Source organism: Microbispora amethystogenes (genome assembly GCF_016863015.1).
In the GTDB taxonomy this organism is placed as follows: domain Bacteria; phylum Actinomycetota; class Actinomycetes; order Streptosporangiales; family Streptosporangiaceae; genus Microbispora; species Microbispora amethystogenes.
In genome coordinates, this window is record NZ_BOOB01000012.1 from 16,692 (window position 1) to 33,713 (window position 17,022).

At 71.9% G+C, this 17,022-nt stretch carries 18 protein-coding genes; 10 read left to right on the plus strand and 8 right to left on the minus strand.

Annotation, left to right across the window (positions count from 1 at the left end):
- Nucleotides 1-181 precede the first annotated feature (181 nt).
- Nucleotides 182-745 (minus strand): YceI family protein, encoded by a 564-nt coding sequence (locus tag Mam01_RS08430; protein ID WP_150933793.1) that lies wholly within the window; start codon nucleotides 743-745, stop codon nucleotides 182-184.
- Between the two features lie 97 nt (nucleotides 746-842).
- Between Mam01_RS08430 and Mam01_RS08435 the strand changes: the two genes are divergently transcribed.
- Together Mam01_RS08435 and Mam01_RS08440 are read left to right on the plus strand one after the other, a co-directional pair.
- On the plus strand, nucleotides 843-1,340 hold the full coding sequence (locus Mam01_RS08435; protein ID WP_204284833.1) for a MarR family winged helix-turn-helix transcriptional regulator: 498 nt from the start codon (nucleotides 843-845) through the stop codon (nucleotides 1,338-1,340).
- Between the two features lie 136 nt (nucleotides 1,341-1,476).
- Nucleotides 1,477-2,478, plus strand: a complete 1,002-nt coding sequence (locus Mam01_RS08440) for a thermonuclease family protein (RefSeq protein ID WP_204284834.1) — start codon at nucleotides 1,477-1,479, stop codon at nucleotides 2,476-2,478.
- A gap of 28 nt (nucleotides 2,479-2,506) precedes the next feature.
- On the opposite strand, the gene Mam01_RS08445 is transcribed toward Mam01_RS08440, so the two are convergent.
- Nucleotides 2,507-3,007 (minus strand): SigE family RNA polymerase sigma factor, encoded by a 501-nt coding sequence (locus Mam01_RS08445; protein ID WP_150933790.1) that lies wholly within the window; start codon nucleotides 3,005-3,007, stop codon nucleotides 2,507-2,509.
- Between the two features lie 274 nt (nucleotides 3,008-3,281).
- Between Mam01_RS08445 and Mam01_RS08450 the strand changes: the two genes are divergently transcribed.
- Both Mam01_RS08450 and Mam01_RS08455 read left to right on the plus strand, forming a co-directional pair.
- A complete protein-coding gene (locus Mam01_RS08450; RefSeq protein WP_239101138.1) occupies nucleotides 3,282-4,232 on the plus strand; it encodes a hypothetical protein in 951 nt (316 codons plus the stop codon).
- A gap of 4 nt (nucleotides 4,233-4,236) precedes the next feature.
- The gene (locus tag Mam01_RS08455) at nucleotides 4,237-5,094 is read left to right on the plus strand and encodes a MauE/DoxX family redox-associated membrane protein (RefSeq protein WP_204284835.1); all 858 of its coding nucleotides are present in this window, start codon (nucleotides 4,237-4,239) and stop codon (nucleotides 5,092-5,094) included.
- Between the two features lie 103 nt (nucleotides 5,095-5,197).
- On the opposite strand, the gene Mam01_RS08460 is transcribed toward Mam01_RS08455, so the two are convergent.
- Both Mam01_RS08460 and Mam01_RS08465 read right to left on the minus strand, forming a co-directional pair.
- A complete protein-coding gene (locus Mam01_RS08460; RefSeq protein ID WP_117408895.1) occupies nucleotides 5,198-6,379 on the minus strand; it encodes an ATP-binding protein in 1,182 nt (393 codons plus the stop codon).
- Nucleotides 6,380-6,785: 406 nt separating this feature from the next.
- A complete protein-coding gene (locus tag Mam01_RS08465) occupies nucleotides 6,786-7,661 on the minus strand; it encodes an aldo/keto reductase (RefSeq protein ID WP_204284836.1) in 876 nt (291 codons plus the stop codon).
- A 93-nt stretch (nucleotides 7,662-7,754) separates the two neighbouring features.
- On the opposite strand from Mam01_RS08465, the gene Mam01_RS08470 reads away from it, so the two are divergent.
- Entirely contained in the window at nucleotides 7,755-8,420 is a 666-nt protein-coding gene (locus Mam01_RS08470) for a helix-turn-helix domain-containing protein (protein WP_204284837.1), read from the plus strand.
- A gap of 10 nt (nucleotides 8,421-8,430) precedes the next feature.
- Here Mam01_RS08470 and Mam01_RS36455 read toward each other — a convergent pair whose 3' ends face one another.
- Genes Mam01_RS36455 through Mam01_RS08490 form a run of 4 tightly spaced genes read right to left on the minus strand, consistent with a single transcriptional unit; the run spans nucleotide 8,431 to nucleotide 11,807 of the window.
- The gene (locus Mam01_RS36455; RefSeq protein ID WP_239101139.1) at nucleotides 8,431-8,805 is read right to left on the minus strand and encodes a hypothetical protein; all 375 of its coding nucleotides are present in this window, start codon (nucleotides 8,803-8,805) and stop codon (nucleotides 8,431-8,433) included.
- A gap of 22 nt (nucleotides 8,806-8,827) precedes the next feature.
- Nucleotides 8,828-10,390: a radical SAM protein gene (locus Mam01_RS08480; protein ID WP_239101140.1), complete on the minus strand. Its 1,563-nt coding sequence runs from the start codon at nucleotides 10,388-10,390 to the stop codon at nucleotides 8,828-8,830.
- A gap of 2 nt (nucleotides 10,391-10,392) precedes the next feature.
- Entirely contained in the window at nucleotides 10,393-10,980 is a 588-nt protein-coding gene (locus Mam01_RS08485; protein WP_204284838.1) for a hypothetical protein, read from the minus strand.
- Entirely contained in the window at nucleotides 10,977-11,807 is an 831-nt protein-coding gene (locus Mam01_RS08490; RefSeq protein WP_239101141.1) for a prolipoprotein diacylglyceryl transferase, read from the minus strand. Before Mam01_RS08490 ends, Mam01_RS08485 begins: the two co-directional genes overlap by 4 nt.
- 177 nt (nucleotides 11,808-11,984) lie before the next feature.
- Here Mam01_RS08490 and Mam01_RS08495 point away from each other — a divergent pair, with 177 nt between their 5' ends.
- The 5 genes from Mam01_RS08495 (at nucleotide 11,985) to Mam01_RS08515 (ending at nucleotide 17,016) form a co-directional block, all read left to right on the plus strand.
- On the plus strand, nucleotides 11,985-12,821 hold the full coding sequence (locus tag Mam01_RS08495; RefSeq protein WP_239101142.1) for a M15 family metallopeptidase: 837 nt from the start codon (nucleotides 11,985-11,987) through the stop codon (nucleotides 12,819-12,821).
- A 320-nt stretch (nucleotides 12,822-13,141) separates the two neighbouring features.
- On the plus strand, nucleotides 13,142-13,369 hold the full coding sequence (locus tag Mam01_RS08500) for a hypothetical protein (protein ID WP_150933782.1): 228 nt from the start codon (nucleotides 13,142-13,144) through the stop codon (nucleotides 13,367-13,369).
- Between the two features lie 76 nt (nucleotides 13,370-13,445).
- Entirely contained in the window at nucleotides 13,446-14,321 is an 876-nt protein-coding gene (locus tag Mam01_RS08505; protein WP_204284839.1) for an NUDIX hydrolase, read from the plus strand.
- Between the two features lie 335 nt (nucleotides 14,322-14,656).
- Nucleotides 14,657-15,781 carry a calcium:cation antiporter gene (locus tag Mam01_RS08510; protein WP_204284840.1) on the plus strand — a complete coding sequence of 375 codons (1,125 nt, stop codon included), beginning with the start codon at nucleotides 14,657-14,659 and terminating at the stop codon, nucleotides 15,779-15,781.
- Between the two features lie 140 nt (nucleotides 15,782-15,921).
- Nucleotides 15,922-17,016 carry an MFS transporter gene (locus Mam01_RS08515; RefSeq protein ID WP_345530710.1) on the plus strand — a complete coding sequence of 365 codons (1,095 nt, stop codon included), beginning with the start codon at nucleotides 15,922-15,924 and terminating at the stop codon, nucleotides 17,014-17,016.
- The last annotated feature ends 6 nt before the right edge of the window (nucleotides 17,017-17,022 follow it).

The window sequence follows — 17,022 nt, forward strand, 5'->3', positions numbered from 1 at the left end:
AGCGGGCAACGGCGCCGCTCTGCGCGTCGGCGGGCGGTACGCCGGCTACCGCCGGTGCGTACGCCAGGATGTTCGTGACCGCCGGGTGAGCTGGTCTTATACAAGGGCACAGCCGTCGTCCACAGGCTGTGGATGACGGCTGTGCACAAGGTGTGGATTTCGGCCGGCGCAGTCCACAGGCTCAGGCCTGACGGACGGCCTCGCCCTCGATCTCGATCTTGACCTTCTTGCCGACGAGGACGCCGCCGGTCTCCAGCGCCTGGTTCCAGGTCAGGCCGTAGTCCTCGCGGTCGATCTCGGTCTCGGCGGAGTAGCCGAAGATCTCCTGACCCCACGGGTTGTTGGCGGCGCCGTTGAACTCGACCTTGAGCTCGACTTCCTTGGTGACGTCACGCACGGTGAGGTCGCCGACGAGCGTGAACTCGTTGCCGGACAGGCCGGTCACGCGCTTGCTGCGGAAGGTGATCTCGGGGAACTTGTCGGCGCCCAGGAAGTCGTCGCTGCGCAGGTGCCCGTCACGGTCGGCCGCGCCGGTCTCGATCGTGCCGGTCTTGATGGCGACCTCGACGGTGGACTCAAGCGGGTTCTCGGCGATGACGATCTTGCCGTCGAAGTCGGCGAAGTGCCCGCGGACCTTGCTGACCATCATGTGCTTGACGACGAAGCCGACGCGCGTGTGCGCCTTGTCGAGCGTGAACTCGCCGGCCGTCGGGACCTTCAGGCCCTCCCACTCACGGATGCTCATGGCTGCTCCCCAGATCGTTGCGGTGCGGATGTCTTACTGAGCAATTTTCTACCGGAGGATATTCCTCGCGTCAACTATCCTGGCGTAGACTCGGACCATGGATCCATTCGACGACCCGCGGCTCACGGCGATGGGCCTGTTCGCGGAGGTCTTCACCGGGGTGTCCGCAAAGACCACCCCCACCCTGGTCGCCGCCGGGTTGTCCGAGGTCGACTTCGAGACCCTGATCCGGCTGGCCCGCTCGCCCGAGCGACGGCTGCGGATGAGCGACCTCGCGGCCCAGACCTCGCTGTCCACCAGCGGGATCACCCGCGTCGTCGACCGCCTGGAGCGTGAGGGACTCGTCGAGAGGCACGCGTGCGCGAGCGACCGCCGCGCGTCGTACGCGGTGCTGAGCGAGGCGGGGGCGGACCGGTTGCGGACCGTGCTCCCCGAGCACGTCAAGGACATCGAGACGTGGTTCACCGGCCTTTTGACCGACGAGCAACTCGCCGACTTCCTGGGGACCCTGCGGGTGATCCGCGACGTCGTACGGCCCTGCGCGACCGCGGGAGCGGACGGAGCCGGGAGGCCGTCGCGGACCAGGACGGGCTGACCCGAACAGGGATCGTGATTCGAGGGAACTGACCGGACGGACTGGCGCATACGATCGTTTTCTGGTGGACTCCGTAATCCAGGAAACGGCTCCACGAAGCCGACGTGTCCCCCGTACCCCAGCCAATGGAGCACTCGTGCGTTTCCCCTCACACGCACTCGCCGTCCTCGCCACCGCGGTCCTCGCGGTTCCCGCGGCCGCGTCCACCAGCGCCTTCGCCGCCGCGAGCCCGAGTCCCACCCCGAGTCCGAGCCCCAGTCCGAGCGCGACGCCGAGCCCGAGCCCCACTCCGAGCGCGACCCCCAGCCCGAGCGCGAGCGCGACGCCGAGCCCCAGCGCCACCCCGAGCACGACCGCGAAGGCCACGAAGACCCCCCGGCCGAAGACCGTACCGAAGGACGCCGTCGAGGTGACGGTGAAGAAGATCGTGGACGGCGACGCCCTCGACGTGGTGACCTCCAGCGGCCGTACCGTACGGATCGGTCTCCTGGAGGCGGACGCGCCGGAGAAGGGCGACTGCTGGTACGAAGGCGCGGTCGCGCGGCTCAAGGCGCTGCTTCCCGCCGGCAAGCCGGCCTACGTGCGGGCCGCCGAGCAGGTGACCGAGAACGACCGCATCCTCGTCTACACGTGGTCGCCCAAGGGCCTGTACGTCAACGGTGACATGGTCCGGAGCGGGTTCGCCCAGGCCGTGCCCTACCTGCCCGACCACAGCTACACCGACTGGCAGTTCGCCGAGCAGATGCGCGCCCAGGCCGAGGGCCGGGGCATGTGGTCGGGGCCCTGCTGGGCGGCCGACACCTACGACAAGCGCGGCTCGATCCAGGTCCCGCCCGGATCGTCGGGAGACATCGCGGTGGAGCCCGCCGACGGCGCGTCCCCCGCGCCCGGCGCGTCCGCCAGCCCCGACCCCGACGGGCTGACCGGCGGCACGACCACCCCCACACCCACCCCGACGCCGACTGCCACGCCGACCCCCACCCCCACGGCGACGGGTGACGACGGATCCACGGATCCCAAGTTCGACACCTGCGCGGAGGCCAACAAGGCCGGCTACGGGCCGTACATCCGGGGCATCGACGTCGAGTACGACTGGTACGACGACCGTGACGGCGACGGCGTGGTCTGCGAGACCTGAGCAGCGTGATACCAGAGCCGCGCGGCGGTCAGTTCACCCGTTCCCGGGGATCGGGGACGACCAGATCGCCGCGCAGCTTCGCCATCCCCCGCGAGACCGTGCTCTTGACCGTGCCCACGCTGATCCCCAGTGTCCTGGCGATCTCGGGTTCGGTCATGTCCTCGTAGTAGCGCAGCACGATCGCCGTACGCTGCCGGGTGGGGAGCCGGTCGAGCGCCTGCTCCAGCTCGTCGTACCGGTGCCGCGCGTCCTGCTGCGCCGGTACGTCGGGAAGGGCCTCGGAGGGGTACTCCTCCAGCTTGCGCCGCCGCCACCAGGAGATGTTGATGTTGACCATCGCCCGCCGCACGTAGCCGTCGAGCGACGACCGGTCGCGGATGCGGTCCCAGGCGAGGTACGTGCGGGCGAGGGCGGTCTGCAGCAGATCCTCGGCGTCGCTGGGGTTGCCGGTCAGCTGGTTGGCCACCCGGAGCAGCGCCGCCCCGCGGGACTGGACGTACGTGTGGAACTCCTCGTGGTTCACGATCAGTGATCACCAACCCGGGCCAGAGAGGCATCTCGTGCCAGAATCGCAGCCACGCCATCGGATCCGACTGAGCCGGAATTCAGGTTTCGCCCTGGCCTGCGTAAACACCGGACAAGCCGGTAGCGGCCGGCCGGACGGACCGTAATCCCGCCCGGGCGATGGTTTGCCCACGGCGGGTGCAGGCCCTTGCACCGGGAGGAGGAATATTGCTCCCGGACGCCACCATCGCCCGGAAAACCGCCCCTCGATCCCACCCCGGCATGTGAGGCTGGACGACGTGGAAGGGTCATTACCGCACCGGGCCGGAGCGCGACGGCGCATGCTGGCCGCGGCGGCGCTCGGGCGCGATCCCGGGCCCGCGCCGCGGTCGCCGGAGGAAGAGGCGCCGTACGACGTGGTCGACGGCGAGGTGATCGACGTCAGCCCACATCTGATCATCGTGGAGGCCGACGACGGCCGGCAGCGACGCCTGGTGATCGCGCCGTGGGCGACGGCCTGGCGCGGCGGCGCGGTCGCGCCCGCCGACGTGCCCATCGGGTCGCGGGTGGTCATCAGGGCGCTGCGCTCGGGCACGGTGGCCGAGCGCGTCTGGGCCGACGTCACGCGGATCACCGGCGTCATCCGCGACGTCCGCGGATCCCGGGATCTCACCGTGGACCTCGACTGCGGCCCCCATCGCCGGGAACGCTCCATCGTCGTCCCCTACCGCTCCTCCGGGCGCATCCGCGTGCGGCACCCGAAGCTGGAGCCCGGGTATCTGTTCGACGCCATCGGCCTGCTCGACCAGGGCACGTCGCTGGCGCATCTCCCCGCCACCTCGCAGCCGCCGTACCACGCCTCGGCGTCGCCCCCGGCTCCCCCGGCGTACGGAGGGGTCCAGGCGAGCGTCGCGGGCACGGCCGTGTGGGCGGACCTTCCGGAGGACGGCGCGGCCTATCCCATGCTCGAACCCGGGGACACCGGCTGCGACGACGCGGGCGTCTCCTGCGCGGGTCTGCCGTACCTCGCGCTGGGCTCGCTGCTGCGCGTACGGAACGTGTGCGACGGGCGGGCCGACGCGCTGCCGATCGTGGCGTGCGGATGCCTCGCCGGGCGGTTCTGCGACCGCTGCCTGGAATGCGGCACCTCCCCGCGCGGGAGGATCGTCGAACTGTCGGCGTCGTCCTACGTCGCGCTCGGGGGAGACTTGACCAAGGGCTGCTTCAACGCGCGCGTCGGATTGGGGTGACCCGGTGCTTACGATCATCGCGACGGCCGCGTTGCCGGTCCTCGCCCTGACGCTGACGCTGGGCGGCGTCGCCAAGCTGGCCACGGCCGGTCGTGAGGCGTCGCCGGGCGCCCTGACCCGGCTGGGCCCGGTCGCGCTCGCGCCGGAGCGCTTCGCCAGGCCCGCGATGATCGCCTGCGCGCTGACCGAGTTCGCCCTGGCGGGCGGATCGCTGGTGGTGGACCACCCCGCCACGCGCTGGTCGCCGGTGGTGTTCTTCGCGATCGCGACATATGTCCTCTGGGACCTGCGCAGGCGGCGGCCCGACGTCGGATGCGGCTGTTTCGGGGAGGTCAGCGCGGCGCCGGTCGGGCTGCGGTCGATCGGACGGGCCGCCGCGCTGACGGCGATGGCGGTCCTCGTCGCGGTGGGCAACACCGGGAACACCTCGGCCGGGCTCACGGAGCCGGCCGTCCTGCCGCGGGGGACGGCGGCCTGGGTCGCCGGCGGCCTCGTCCTGCTGCTGCTCACCCTCTCGCCGGAGGTCGACGAGGTCGTCGCCCGCGTACGGCACCGGGCGCCGTGCGAGCAGCGGGCGCTGCCTCCCGGGCGGGCGCTGTCCCGGCTGCGCGCCAGTGCGGCGTGGCGGGCGCACGCGGGGGCGCTGCTGACGGGCGAGCCGTCCGACATGTGGCGCGAGCTGTGCTGGCGCTTCTTCGTGTTTCCCGCCCAGGAGGGCGCGGAGGTGGTCTTCGCCGTGTATCTGAGCGGACGCCGTCCCGCCGTGCGCGCCGCCGTGGTCGGGGCGGACGGCCGCGTCGCGGCCACCACCGGCGACCGTACGGACGCCTCTCTGCGGGAATCTACCCCTGTATCGGCCTGACGCTATACAGGGGTAGATTCCCGCATCGAGGACTTCACTTCAGCTCTCTACGGCTCTCTAGCTTCCCCTCTAGAAAGCCGTAGAGAGGTCGATGGCGTGCCGCTCAGACCGGCTGGGCACGCAGGAACCTCCCGAAATGGGGGACGGTGAACCCGATCACGCCGCGCTCGGCGCTGTAGATCAGGCCCTTCTTGATCAGGCTGTCGCGGGCCGGGGACAGGCTCGACGGCTTGCGGCCGAGCGCCTCGGCCACCTCGGCCGTCGGCACCGGGTCGTCGCCGAGCTGGGCCATCGCGTGCATGTAGTCGCGCTCCGCGGGGGTGGCCCGTTCGTAGCGGCTGCCGAAGAAGCCGACGGCGAGCTCCTCCTCCGCCTCAGGCGCGGACACCTTGATGTCCTCGGCGGTGATCGGGCTGCGGGGCGCGAGGTCCCAGGCGACCTTCCCGTACGCCTGGACGAAGTAGGGGTAGCCGTCGGCCGCCTCGTACAACGCGTCGAGCGCGTCGGGCGTGAACTCCACGTCCTCGCGACCGGCCGGGACGATCAGCGCCAGGTCCGCGGCGTCGCGGTCGAGCCGGTCGATGCGGGCGTACCGGAACAGCCGCTCGGAGTAGCTCTTGCTCGCCGACAGCACGCTCGGCAGGTGCGGCAGGCCGGCGCCGACGACGATCAGCGGGCCGCCGCTCTGCGACAGCTCGTGGCAGGCCGCGCAGAGGGCCGAGACGTCCGGCGCCTGCACGTCCTGCATCTCGTCGATGAACAGCGCGATGCCGACGCCGAGGTCGGTCGCCACGCCCGCCGCGTCGACGAACAGCTCGGTCAGGTCGATCTCCAGGTCACCGGAGTCGGCCCGGCCGCGGGCGGCCGGGACGTCGATGCCGGGCGACCAGTGGGACGTGCCCTTCGCGGCGGCGGGATCGCGCATGGCGAACGCCTTGAGCACGCCGAGGAACTCCTCGATGCGCTCGGGGGCGCGGTGCCGGGGCGCGAGCTCCCTGATGGCCATGTGCATCGCGGCGGCCACCGGGCGGCGGATCGACTGGTCGGGCCTGGCCTCGATCTTCCCGGTGCCCCACAGCCGCTGCATGGCCATGGACTTGAAGGTGTTGAGCAGGACCGTCTTGCCCACACCGCGCAGACCGGTGAGGACCATGCTCCGCTCCGGGCGGCCCCTGGCCACCCGTTCCAGCACGACCTCGAACTGCTGGAGCTCGCGATCGCGTCCGGCGAGCTCCGGGGGGCGCTGTCCGGCGCCGGGGGCGTAGGGGTTGCGCACGGGGTCCACGCTCTCGGACTTTATGACGGGATATAGCGGCCGTCGTAGATTTCCGTAGAAAGCGCTACGGCGTGTCGCCCGGCGCGGCCCCGGCACGCACCGCACGGCGGCGGGCGGAGCCTGGGCCGGCACGACCGGGACGACGACGGGCGGAGCCGGGGACGGTACGCCGCGATCGAACACCGCCGGGCCGGCGAGGCCGGAAGCGGGAGTGGGAGCGGGGGCGGCGGACACCGTCGGCACAGCCATCGCACACTCCTCACCTGCCGGGACTCGACCGAACCCGTGTTCGATCCGATGCCCAAGACTGTAGCGCCTCATCGAACATGTGCGCGAGCGTTCGACGAAAAAGCTCCGCCAAACACCGTCGCCCGGCAGCTCCAGCCAGCTCGGCGGCTCCGGCCCTGAAGGGCTTTCAGTCCTCCAGGGCGGCGAGGTCCTCCGGCGTCAGGCGGATCCGTGCCGCCCCCATGTTCTCCTCCAGGTGATCGAGGACGCCCGTACCGGGGATCGCGAGCAGCGCGGGCGAGGTCTCCAGCAGCCACGCGAGCGCGATCTGCGAGGCGGTGGCGCCGTGGCGCTCCATGACCGCCGCCAGACGCGTCTGGTCGATGGGCCGCCATCCGCCGCCGAGCGGGAAGAAGGGCACGAAGGCGATGCCGTCCTTCTCGCACCGGGCCAGCAGCTCGGCGTCGCCCCGGTCCTGCACGTGGAAGCTGTTCTGCACGGCGGCCACCGGCGCGATGGCCAGGGCCTCGTCGAGCTGGGCGGCGTCGACGTTGCTGACGCCCAGGTGCCGGATCAGCCCCTCCTCGCGCAGCTCGGCCAGGGCCGCGAACCGGTCGGAGATCGAGGCGCCGCCCGGGGCGCCCATGCCGCCGACCCGCAGGTACACGAGGTCGAGCCGTTCCACGCCGAGGCTGCGCAGGTTGTCCTCCACCAGCCCGCGCAGCCCGCCCGGACCGGCCTCGCCGGTCGGCAGCCCGGTGTCGTCGAGCAGCGGGCCGACCTTGGTCGCGATCACCAGACCGTCCGCGTACGGCGCGAGCGCCCGGCGGATCAGGTCGTTGGCGGCCACGCCCCCACGCCGGTAGAACCATGCCGTGTCGATGTGGTCCACGCCGAGTTCGACGGCGCGGCGGAGCACGGCGACGCCCGTCTCGGGGTCGCGGACGGCGCCGTCGAAGGTGCCGACGGGCAGCCGCATCGCCCCGAAGCCGAGCCGGTGAACGGGCAGGTCGCCGCCGAGGAGGAACTCGCCGCCGAGCGCGGCGTTCGTGTCAGTCGTCATGCCGTCAGCCTCGCGCGACCGGGGGCGGCGGCCAACGTGGTGGCAGCAAGCTGCCAGCCTCCGGCCGAGCTCATAGAGGGTCATAATGGGCGAATGACAGCCGAACAGGTCATCACCGTCCGCGGCGACGCGGAGCTCGTGGCCCGGGCCGGTCATCTGTTCACCGGCGTACGGCACGAGTTCGTGTGCGCGGCCCGCGACCTCGCGACCTGGTCGCAGCCCGGGGCCCGGCACTCGGTGGCCGGGCGGATGCCCGGCCCCGGCGCCTCCGGCCTGGCCGTCAGGAAGCTCTACACCCCCGTCGCCCTCGTCGACGAGGCCTCGCGGACGCACCTGCGCGAGGCCGTGGCCAGGGGAATCGAGGTGCGGATCAGCTCCACCCCGCTGCCGCACGAGACGATCGTCATCGACCGGCGCGTGATGATCCTCGCGGGCCGGGACCAACCCGGCCCCCGCGAGTACACCGTCACCACCTCGCCCACCCTGGTGAGCGGCGTGTACGCCCTCTTCACGGCCGCCTGGGACGCGGCCACCGAGCTGACCGCCTACCTGCGCGGCGACGTGCCGCACCTCGACGAGGACAGCCGGGCCGTCCTGCGCGCGCTCGGCGCGGGGCACACCGACGAGACCGCGGCGCGGCACCTCGGCCTGTCGGTGCGTACGTACCGCAGGCGGGTCGCCGAGCTCATGGAGGCGCTGGACGCCGGCTCGCGCTTCCAGGCCGGGCTCCGCGCGGGCGAGCTCGGGCTCACCGGATAGACGTGCGCGTTCAGCGGGGCAGGTGCGGGAGCACGAGGGCCACGGCGGCGGCCAGGGCGATCAGCCCCAGGTAGGCGAGGACGAGCCGGGTGTCGCGGAGATAGCACTTGCTCTTCGTGAGCCCCGCGCGGCGGGCCCGCCAGTATCCGGCGACGCCCAGTACGGCGAAGGCCAGCACCGCCCACGCTCCGAACAGCCAGGCGAGCAGCGCCACCGTGGCGTAGACGCACAGCTTCAGCGGATCGTACGGCTGCCCCTGCCCCTGCCCGTCCCCCGGGGCCTGGCCGGGCGTACGGCCGTGGGCGGCGAGGGCCTGCTCGTAGGCGACGCCGGTGGGATGGTCGTCCGGCCGGTCACCCGCCCGCGGCCCGGTGCCGGGGTTCACGCCGGCCCCGCGGCACGGCGGCTCACGTGATCTCCACCAGCGGCAGTCGCACGCCGGGGTCGGCGGAGGCGACCGCCGACAGGCGCTGACGCGCGAGCGCCGGCCAGGCCTGGACCGCGCAGAACGGCGCGCACTGGTCCTGGTCGGAGCGGGTGCCGACGTGTACGCAGCACTGGGTCAGGCGTTCCTCCAGCATGGTGGACATGTCCATGAACGGCTTGATCGTGATCCGGACGACCCGTTCGCCGAGCAGCTTGCGCAGGCGCCGTTGCCGGCCGGGCAGCACCGACGACGCGAGCGTCAGCAGGGTCGTCAGCCCGAGGTCGCAGTTCTCGCAGATGTCACGCCAGATCTTCCCGATCTCGGGGTGGGACAGCGACGACTGCTCCGACAACAGGCCCAGCAGCGACTCCTGCACGGCCATGCGAAGCTCGCGGGGGATCTCCGAATCGACGATCCGGTTCGAGACCAGGCCGAGGTTCTCCTTGAGGCGGTCGTGGCCGATCAGGGCCGTCAGCGAGCGCCACCGGTCGGCGTCGTCCCTGACCATGTAGCCGACCGAGCAGCAGTGCGGATGCGAGCAGGGCAGTGCCGTGAGGTCCCGCCAGGTGACCAGGCCGTCGGTCTGGGGGCCGAGGCGCTTCAGCACGCCGGTGTGGGTGAGCCGGTCCATCGGGTCGATCACGCCGGACCGTCCCGAGCCGAACTGCGGCTGGATCGACACGCCGCCGACGTAGGGCGTGTCGAGGGCCAGGCGCACCACGTCGCCGATCTCACCGTCGTTGACGCCGAGCGCGGCCGTCATCACCAGGGTCGTGAAGATCTCCCGCTCCGACAGCCGGCGCAGCGCCTCCGCCTTCTGCCGCCGCAGGTCGCCGCCCCGGTGGTGCCGGGACGCCTCGGCGGACACGCCGTCGTACTGCAGGTAGACCTCGACGCGCTCGCGGTGCTCGCTGAGCAGGTCGAGCAGGGCGTCGTCCCTGGCCACCAGGAGGCCGTTCGTGTTGACGAGGATGCGGGTGACGGGCCGCGCCACCAGTTCGGCGAGCAACTCGGGCAGATCGGGATGCAGCGTCGGCTCGCCGCCGCTGAGCATGAGCACGTCGATCCGGCCGTTCTCCCGGGACAGCCGCTGGTCGACGTTGGCGAGTATCTCCCGGACCGGGACGACTCCCCGCAGGTCGGGCGAGGACTCGGTGAAGCAGGTCGGGCAGCGCAGGTTGCACGCCTCCGCGACGTCCTCCAGGAGGATGCACGTGTGCTGCGTCTGCATCTCCGGCAGACCCCGCAGGTACGCCTCCGGGATCGGGTCGAAGTTGCCCGCGACGTCGGGCAGGTGGGCCTTGGTGGGAGCGGTCCACTCCTCAAGGTAGGCGAGGATCTCCGGGTCCTCGTCGTACAGGGTCCTGACCATGCCGTGGACCCGGCAGCCGCGCTCCAGGTAGACACGGCCGTCACGGGCGGCGAGCCAGCCGGACAGCCGCGGCACCTCCGCCAGCGGGCGGTCCGGCCGCTCCTCGTGACAGAGGGGGCAGAACGCGTTGACGTAGCGGAGGATCCGGTCTCCCCGCAGCGGCATCCCCATGGTCACAGTCCACCGTTCGTGTAGAGCGAGGTGTTGACGCCGGTGCAGAAACCGGCGCTGAGGATCGTCACGAGCGCCCACCCGATCATCAGGCCGAGACCGAGCCCCCGTGACCACGGCTGCCGGTGGCGGATCAGCAGCGTCCCGCCGCCGAAGACGATCGCGGCCAGGATCACGGCCCCGCCCACGACCGCCAACTCCTTGTGAGAGCCGAGGCCGTCGGCGGCCGCCAGGGTGGCGACGGCGAGGACCGCGTTGACGATCACTTCGAGCACGACCCCCGCGAACGTCAGCGCGACGACCACTCCGGTGGTGTTCTCCTGCCGCGCCGGCGGTGGCGGCCACGCGTAGGGCGCACCGCCACCCGGGCCGTACGGCCCGCCGGGACCGGAACCACCGCCCGGGCCATATGGCCCGCCGGGAGCAGGTGCGCCACCCTGCGCCTGGCCGGGCGGTGGAGGCTGGTGCGGGGGCGGGGGCTGGTTCGGGGGCGGGGGCTGGTTGGGGGGCGGAGGCTGGTTCGGGGGCGGGGGTGGGTCGCCAGGACGGGGGTCCTGGGGCCGCTCGGGCGGCTCGGGGGGTGTGCTCATCTGTCCTCCTCGCCGGCGGGCGAAAGCCGTACTCCTGTTAAGAGCGGCCGCTCACCCCGCCCCGGGAGCAGCCTGTCGTAGAACCCCTTGCGATAGCCATACGTCAGCCGGACGGCGAGCAGCGCCAGGCCCGGCATCAGGAACCACTGCGGGCGGGTCAGGTCGAGCCAGACCGTCTCGTTCGCCCTGGTGAACTCGACCAGGAACCGGAACACGGCGTACGCGCCCAGATAGAGGGTGAACAGCTCGCCCGGGCGGTCGACGCGGCCGCGTGCCCACAGCAGCGCGCCGAAGGCGGCGAGCTGGAAGACGACCTCGTAGAGGAACGAGGGGTGCATGGCCTGCCCGGCCAGGCATCCGGGGCATTCGGGGACGGTCGCGGGCGCGTGGACGCCCCAGGGAAGAGCGGTGGGGCGGCCGGGGGCCTCCGTGAGGAAGCAGCCGAGGCGGCCGACGGCCATGCCGATCGCGACGGCGGGGGCGAACAGGTCACCGGTCCGCTCCCGGTAGCCGATCAGCCGTTTCGCCACCAGCACGCCGACGTACGCGCCGGTCAGCCCGCCGAGGATGCTCCGGGCGCCGAACATCCACGCCTCGACGATCCCGGGGTTCAGCGCGGGGTCGAGGTGCTCGGCCCAGCCGGAGAGCCGCATGCCCACCGCTCCGCCGACGAGCGCGCCGGTGACCGCCACCAGCGACTCCTCCCGGAGCGCTCCCCTGCGTCGCGCCTCCAGGACGAACACCACGCTGGCGAGGACCACGCCGAGACCCACGAAGAAAGCGTGGGCCGGCACGCTCACCCCGCCGAAGCGCAGTTCCTCGATCACGGACGCCACCCTAGCGGCGGCTTCCGACGTTTCCGATCCCCGGTTTCCGGGCCGGGCCTGGTACGCACGCCTGGGAGTCTCCCATCCAAGAAGGCGGGTGAGCGTTTTCGGGGGCTTGTTATCCACAGGTTGTGCACAACCGTCGGCGCATCCTGCGGCCGCGGGTACTCTGCGCCTATGGGCTTCTTAAAGAACCGCAGGTCAGCGGTGATGATAGCGACGCTGGTGGGCGTGACCGGCTGTGGCGGCGCGGCAGGCCCCGAGGCCGGAGGCGCCGCCTCCGCACCCGCCCGGACGTCGGTGCCCGCCGCCGTCACGTCACCGGCGGCGTCCCTCTCCCCGGTGGCCGCCACGCCCGTGTCCACCGACCCCGTGTCCGCGACGCCCTCGGCCACGCCCACCCCGTCCGCTCCGGAGGACGGCGGCGCACCGAGCCCGAGCGGCCCGCCCGCCTTCTCCTCGAAAATCGAGAAAGTGTCCCGGGACGAGCTGCGGCACTCCTGGCGGCCCGGCTGCCCGGTGGCGCCGAGCGGCCTGCGGAAGATCACGATGACCTACTGGGGCTTCGACGACAAGGCGCACACCGGCACACTCGTGGTCAACAAATCGGTGGCCGAGGACGTCGCGTCGGTCTTCGGGAAGCTGTACGACATGCGTTATCCCATCCGGCGGATGGAGCCCGTCGACGTCTACAAGGGCAGCGACTTCGACTCCATCGAGGTGGACAACACCTCGGCCTTCAACTGCCGCAACGCCACGGGATCGGGCAGTTGGTCCAACCACGCGTACGGGCTGGCGGTGGACCTGAACCCGCGCGAGAACCCGTACGTGGAGGCGGACGGGAGCAACGCGCACCGCAACGCGGACGCGTTCGTGGACAGACCGCTGAAGAAGCCCGGTGTGATCAACAGGGGTGACCGCGTGGTGCGCGCCTTCGCGAGCATCGGCTGGGGCTGGGGCGGCACCTGGTCGGGCGCCCGGGACTACCAGCACTTCTCCGTCAACGGCCGCTGACGCCACCGACGATCGACGGGGATGAGCTGGGGTGGATGGCGGAGCCAGGGGTGGAGGACAACGCCCGCTTCTCCGGCCGCAGAAGCGGGCGTCTCTCCAGATATGACATCTCCTGATTCTCCGGACAAAGGGGAATCACGAGTGAGGGCTCAAACGCTAACGGGCGACGGACTCCGGCTTGGGAAGGATCGCTTACCACTTAATAACGATCGGCCTACGACGCCGTCACGCTGTGGCGATCATACGCGCCGGACCGGTCGACTGCTTGTTCTCAACGGCGAGACAGGAGAGACATGTCCACTTGGCAGCAATCTGCGCCTTTGCCCCCTCTGTGGCCTCCTGACCGGTTCGAGGTCCGTTCCGCCCGGCCGGTTCCCGGCGGTGGCCGCGCGGCCGACCGCTACCACTTCCCGCGCAGGGCGCACGAGGCCGCCATACGCCTTCGCGGTCTCCGCTTCGCGACGCAGATCCAGGTGATCCGCCTCGCCGACGGCGTGACCCTCTTCGACCTGTCCGCCGGGGTGGAGGTGCCCGTCGACCACTGGTGACGCCGTACCGACGGGCACACGACTCCACACCAGGACGACCGGGGGCTCCCCAGGTCGCGTGCGACAAAATAAGAGCATGGCGGCGATGGACGGCGACGGCTGGGCCCTGTGCTCGCTGGGACACCAGCACTGGGGGCTACACGGCGCCGCCGGCCTCCTCGCCGTCCACCACACGCTGGACGGCATGCCGTACGTGCTGCTGCAGAAGCGGGCCTGGTGGAGCCATCACGGCGGCACCTGGGGCCTGCCCGGCGGGGCCCGCGACAGCCACGAGGACGCCGTCACCGGCGCGCTGCGCGAGGCGCGGGAAGAGGCGGCCCTCCGCGCCGATCTCGTCCGGGTACGCGGACTCTACGTCGACGACCACGGCGGGTGGTCGTTCCAGACGGTGATCGCGGAGGCGGACGGGCTGCTCGACGCCGCACCCGCGAACGGCGAGAGCCTCGACATGCGGTGGGTGGCCGCGGACGAGGTCACCGCCAGGCAGTTGCATCCGGGCTTCGCCGGCTCCTGGCCGCTGATCCGGGCCGCGCTGAGCCCGGTCGTGGTCGTCCTCGACATGGCCAACATCATCGGGGCGCGGGCCGAGCACGGCTGGTGGAAGGACCGCGCGGGCGCCGCGAACCGCCTGCTCAACGAGCTGATCGCGCTGACGGTGCGTGGCGTGGGCGACATGCCGCAGGGCGTGCCGGCGCTCACGCGGTGGTTCCCCCGGATGTTCGCGGTGCTGGAGGGCGCCGCGGCCAAGGCCGCCGACCCCGGGCCGGTGAACGGGGACATGACGGTCGTACTGGCCGGGGGCAGCGGCGACGACGCGATCGTGGAGACGGTACGCGGCGTGCGGCCGTGGGAGACGGCACTCGTCGTCACCGCCGACCGCGGGCTGCGCGAGCGGGTCACGGCGCTCGGCGCCCACGTCACCGGACCACGCTGGCTGCTCGGCCAGCTCTGAGACCACACGGCTCAGACCACACAGCTTTGACACTGCACAGTTCTGAGAGCGCACAGCCCTGACACCGCACAGAGCTGACACCGCACAGAGCTGACACCGCACAGAGCTGACACCGCACAGAGCTGACACCGCACAGAGCTGACACCGCACCGCCGTACGGCGCGGGCCTGCACCGCCGTGCGTCCGGGACGGCACGGCGCCCGCCCGCACCGGCGACGGCGGCGACGGCGACGGCGACGGCGACGGCGGCGGCGGCGGCCCAGGCTTCAGCCCCGCGCCAGAGAGAGAAATGAGCAAATCATCGTAAATCGTCCCATTTGGGCAGGATGAAGGGCGTGAATCTGTTCTTCCGCCGACTGGCCACCACCTGGACGACGACCGCTCCGATCCTCGCCGTGATCGTGCTCGCCCTGGCCTGGGGCCGGACGATTCCTCCCCTCGTCGTCGCGATCGCGGCGGTCTTCCTGGCGGCCGCGGTGCTCGCGGCCGTACATCACGCGGAGGTCATCGCGCACCGGGTCGGCGAACCGTTCGGGTCGCTGGTCCTCGCGGTGGCGGTGACGGTGATCGAGGTGGCGCTGATCATCAGTCTCACCGTGTCCGGAGGCCCGGCCGCGTCGTCGCTCGCCCGCGACACGGTGTTCGCCGCTGTGATGATCACCTGCAACGGCATCGTCGGCCTGTCGCTGCTGATGGCCGCGCTGCGGCGGCGGGTGGCGGTCTTCAACGCCGAGGGAACCGGCGCGGCCCTGGCCACCGTCGCCACGCTCGCGACGCTCAGCCTCGTGCTGCCCGCCTTCACCACGACCGTGTCGGGCCCCGCCTTCGCCCCCGCCCAGCTCGCGTTCGCCGCGTTCGCCTCGATCGCGTTGTACGGCCTGTTCGTCCTCACCCAGACGATCAGGCACCGCGAATACTTCCTGCCGGTCGAGACCACCGGCGAGCGCGGCGGCAGGCAGGGGAGCAAGCAGGGAGGTGAGGCGGAGCACGCGGCGTTCCCCTCCAACCGCGCGGCCATGGTCAGCCTGGCGCTGCTGCTGGCGGCGCTCATCGCCGTGGTCGGACTGGCGAAGATCGAGGCGCCCGCCATCGAGACGGTCGCGCGTACGGCACGGCTTCCGCAGGCCGCCGTGGGCGTGGCGATCGCGCTGCTGGTGCTGCTCCCGGAGACCCTCGCGGCCGTACGCGCGGCGCGGCGGGCCCGGGTCCAGGTCAGCCTGAACCTGGCGTTCGGTTCGGCCATGGCGAGCATCGGCCTGACCATCCCGACGATCGCCGCGGCGTCGCTCTGGCTGGAGGGGCCGCTGCTGCTCGGTCTCGGCCCGACGCACATCGTGCTGCTCGGCCTCACCGTCATCGTGGCCACCCTGACCGTGGTGCCCGGCCGGGCCACCCTGCTGCAGGCCGGAGTGCACCTCACGTTGTTCGCCGCGTTCCTGCTCCTGGCCGTCAGCCCGTGAGCGAGCCCCGCGCCGCATAAACCCGATGCGCGGCAGATCGGCGGAGACATAAGGTGCGGGGCATGACCTGGCGACATTGACGCTCACCCGAACGGGCCCTCGCGGCCCGGCTGTACGCCTACGCGTTCCTTGAGGACTTCATCGTCCTCTATCCGGTGTACGCCCTGCTGTTCGCCGAGAACGGGCTGTCGCCCGCCCAGATCTCCTCGCTGTTCGTGATCTGGTCCGTCACCGGCTTCGTGCTGGAGATCCCGTCCGGTGTCTGGGCCGACCTCGTCTCGCGCCGGGCGCTGCTCACCGCCGCGCCCCTCCTCACGGGCGCGGGGTACGCCCTGTGGACGTTCGTCCCCTCCTACTGGTCGTTCGCGCTGGGCTTCGTGCTGTGGGGCGCGGGGGGCTCGCTGCGCTCGGGCACCGTCCAGGCCCTGGTGTACGAGGAGCTCGGGCGATGTGGCAGGCAGGACCGCTATCCGGTGCTCGTCGGCCGGTCGGCCGCCATCGGCACCACGGCCGTCGCGGCCGCCAGTGCGCTCGCGGCGCCCGTGCTCGCCGCGGGCGGTCTCCGCGCGGTGGGTCTGGCCAGTGTTCTGGTGACACCGCTCTGCGCCGCCGTGGCGCTGACGTTCCCCGAGTCGCGCCGTCACCGCGAGATCCCCCACCTGACGAACCCTCTCGCCGTCCTGCGGGAGGGCCTCGCCCAGGTGCGCGAGGGGCCGGTGATCCGCCGTGCGATCACGGTCCTGTCGGTGATGTCGGTCATCGGGGCGATGGAGGAGTATGTGCCCCTGCTCGCCCAGGCCACCGGAGTGTCCGCCGGGACGGTCCCGCTGCTCGTGCTGCTGGTGAGCGTCGGCGGCATGGCCGGCGGGTGGTTCGCCGGCCGCGGGCAGGGCGCGCTCGCACCGGCCCTGGTGCTCGCCGCCGTCTGCCTGGCCGCCGGGGCCGCGGGAGTCGCGGCGCGCCACCCCGCGGCGGTCACGCTGGTGGCGGTCGCCTTCGGCCTGGTCCAGTGGGCCTCGGCGACGCTGGACGCGCGACTCCAGGACGAGATCTCGGACGGCGCGCGGGCCACCGTCACCTCGATGGCCGGAGTCGGTGTCGAGATCGTCTCCCTGGCGGTGTACGGCGGTTACGCCGCCGGATCGGTGTGGGCCGGCCCCGGGCCGCTCTTCGCCGTCGCCGCCGTGCCCTACCTCGTGATCGCCTTCACCGTACGCCGCCGAAAGCGCGCGTGACGGCCG

Bases quoted from the DNA above. Each gene is read 5' to 3' on its own strand.
- Mam01_RS08470 (WP_204284837.1), top strand. From the start codon at position 7,755: ATGACAGCCGAACAGGTCATCACCGTCCGCGGCGACGCGGAGCTCGTG.
- Mam01_RS08480 (WP_239101140.1), bottom strand. From the start codon at position 10,390: ATGGGGATGCCGCTGCGGGGAGACCGGATCCTCCGCTACGTCAACGCG.
- Mam01_RS08465 (WP_204284836.1), bottom strand. From the start codon at position 7,661: ATGACGACTGACACGAACGCCGCGCTCGGCGGCGAGTTCCTCCTCGGC.
- Mam01_RS08430 (WP_150933793.1), bottom strand. From the start codon at position 745: ATGAGCATCCGTGAGTGGGAGGGCCTGAAGGTCCCGACGGCCGGCGAG.
- Mam01_RS08495 (WP_239101142.1), top strand. From the start codon at position 11,985: ATGGGCTTCTTAAAGAACCGCAGGTCAGCGGTGATGATAGCGACGCTG.
- Mam01_RS08435 (WP_204284833.1), top strand. From the start codon at position 843: ATGGATCCATTCGACGACCCGCGGCTCACGGCGATGGGCCTGTTCGCG.
- Mam01_RS08505 (WP_204284839.1), top strand. From the start codon at position 13,446: ATGGCGGCGATGGACGGCGACGGCTGGGCCCTGTGCTCGCTGGGACAC.
- Mam01_RS08485 (WP_204284838.1), bottom strand. From the start codon at position 10,980: ATGAGCACACCCCCCGAGCCGCCCGAGCGGCCCCAGGACCCCCGTCCT.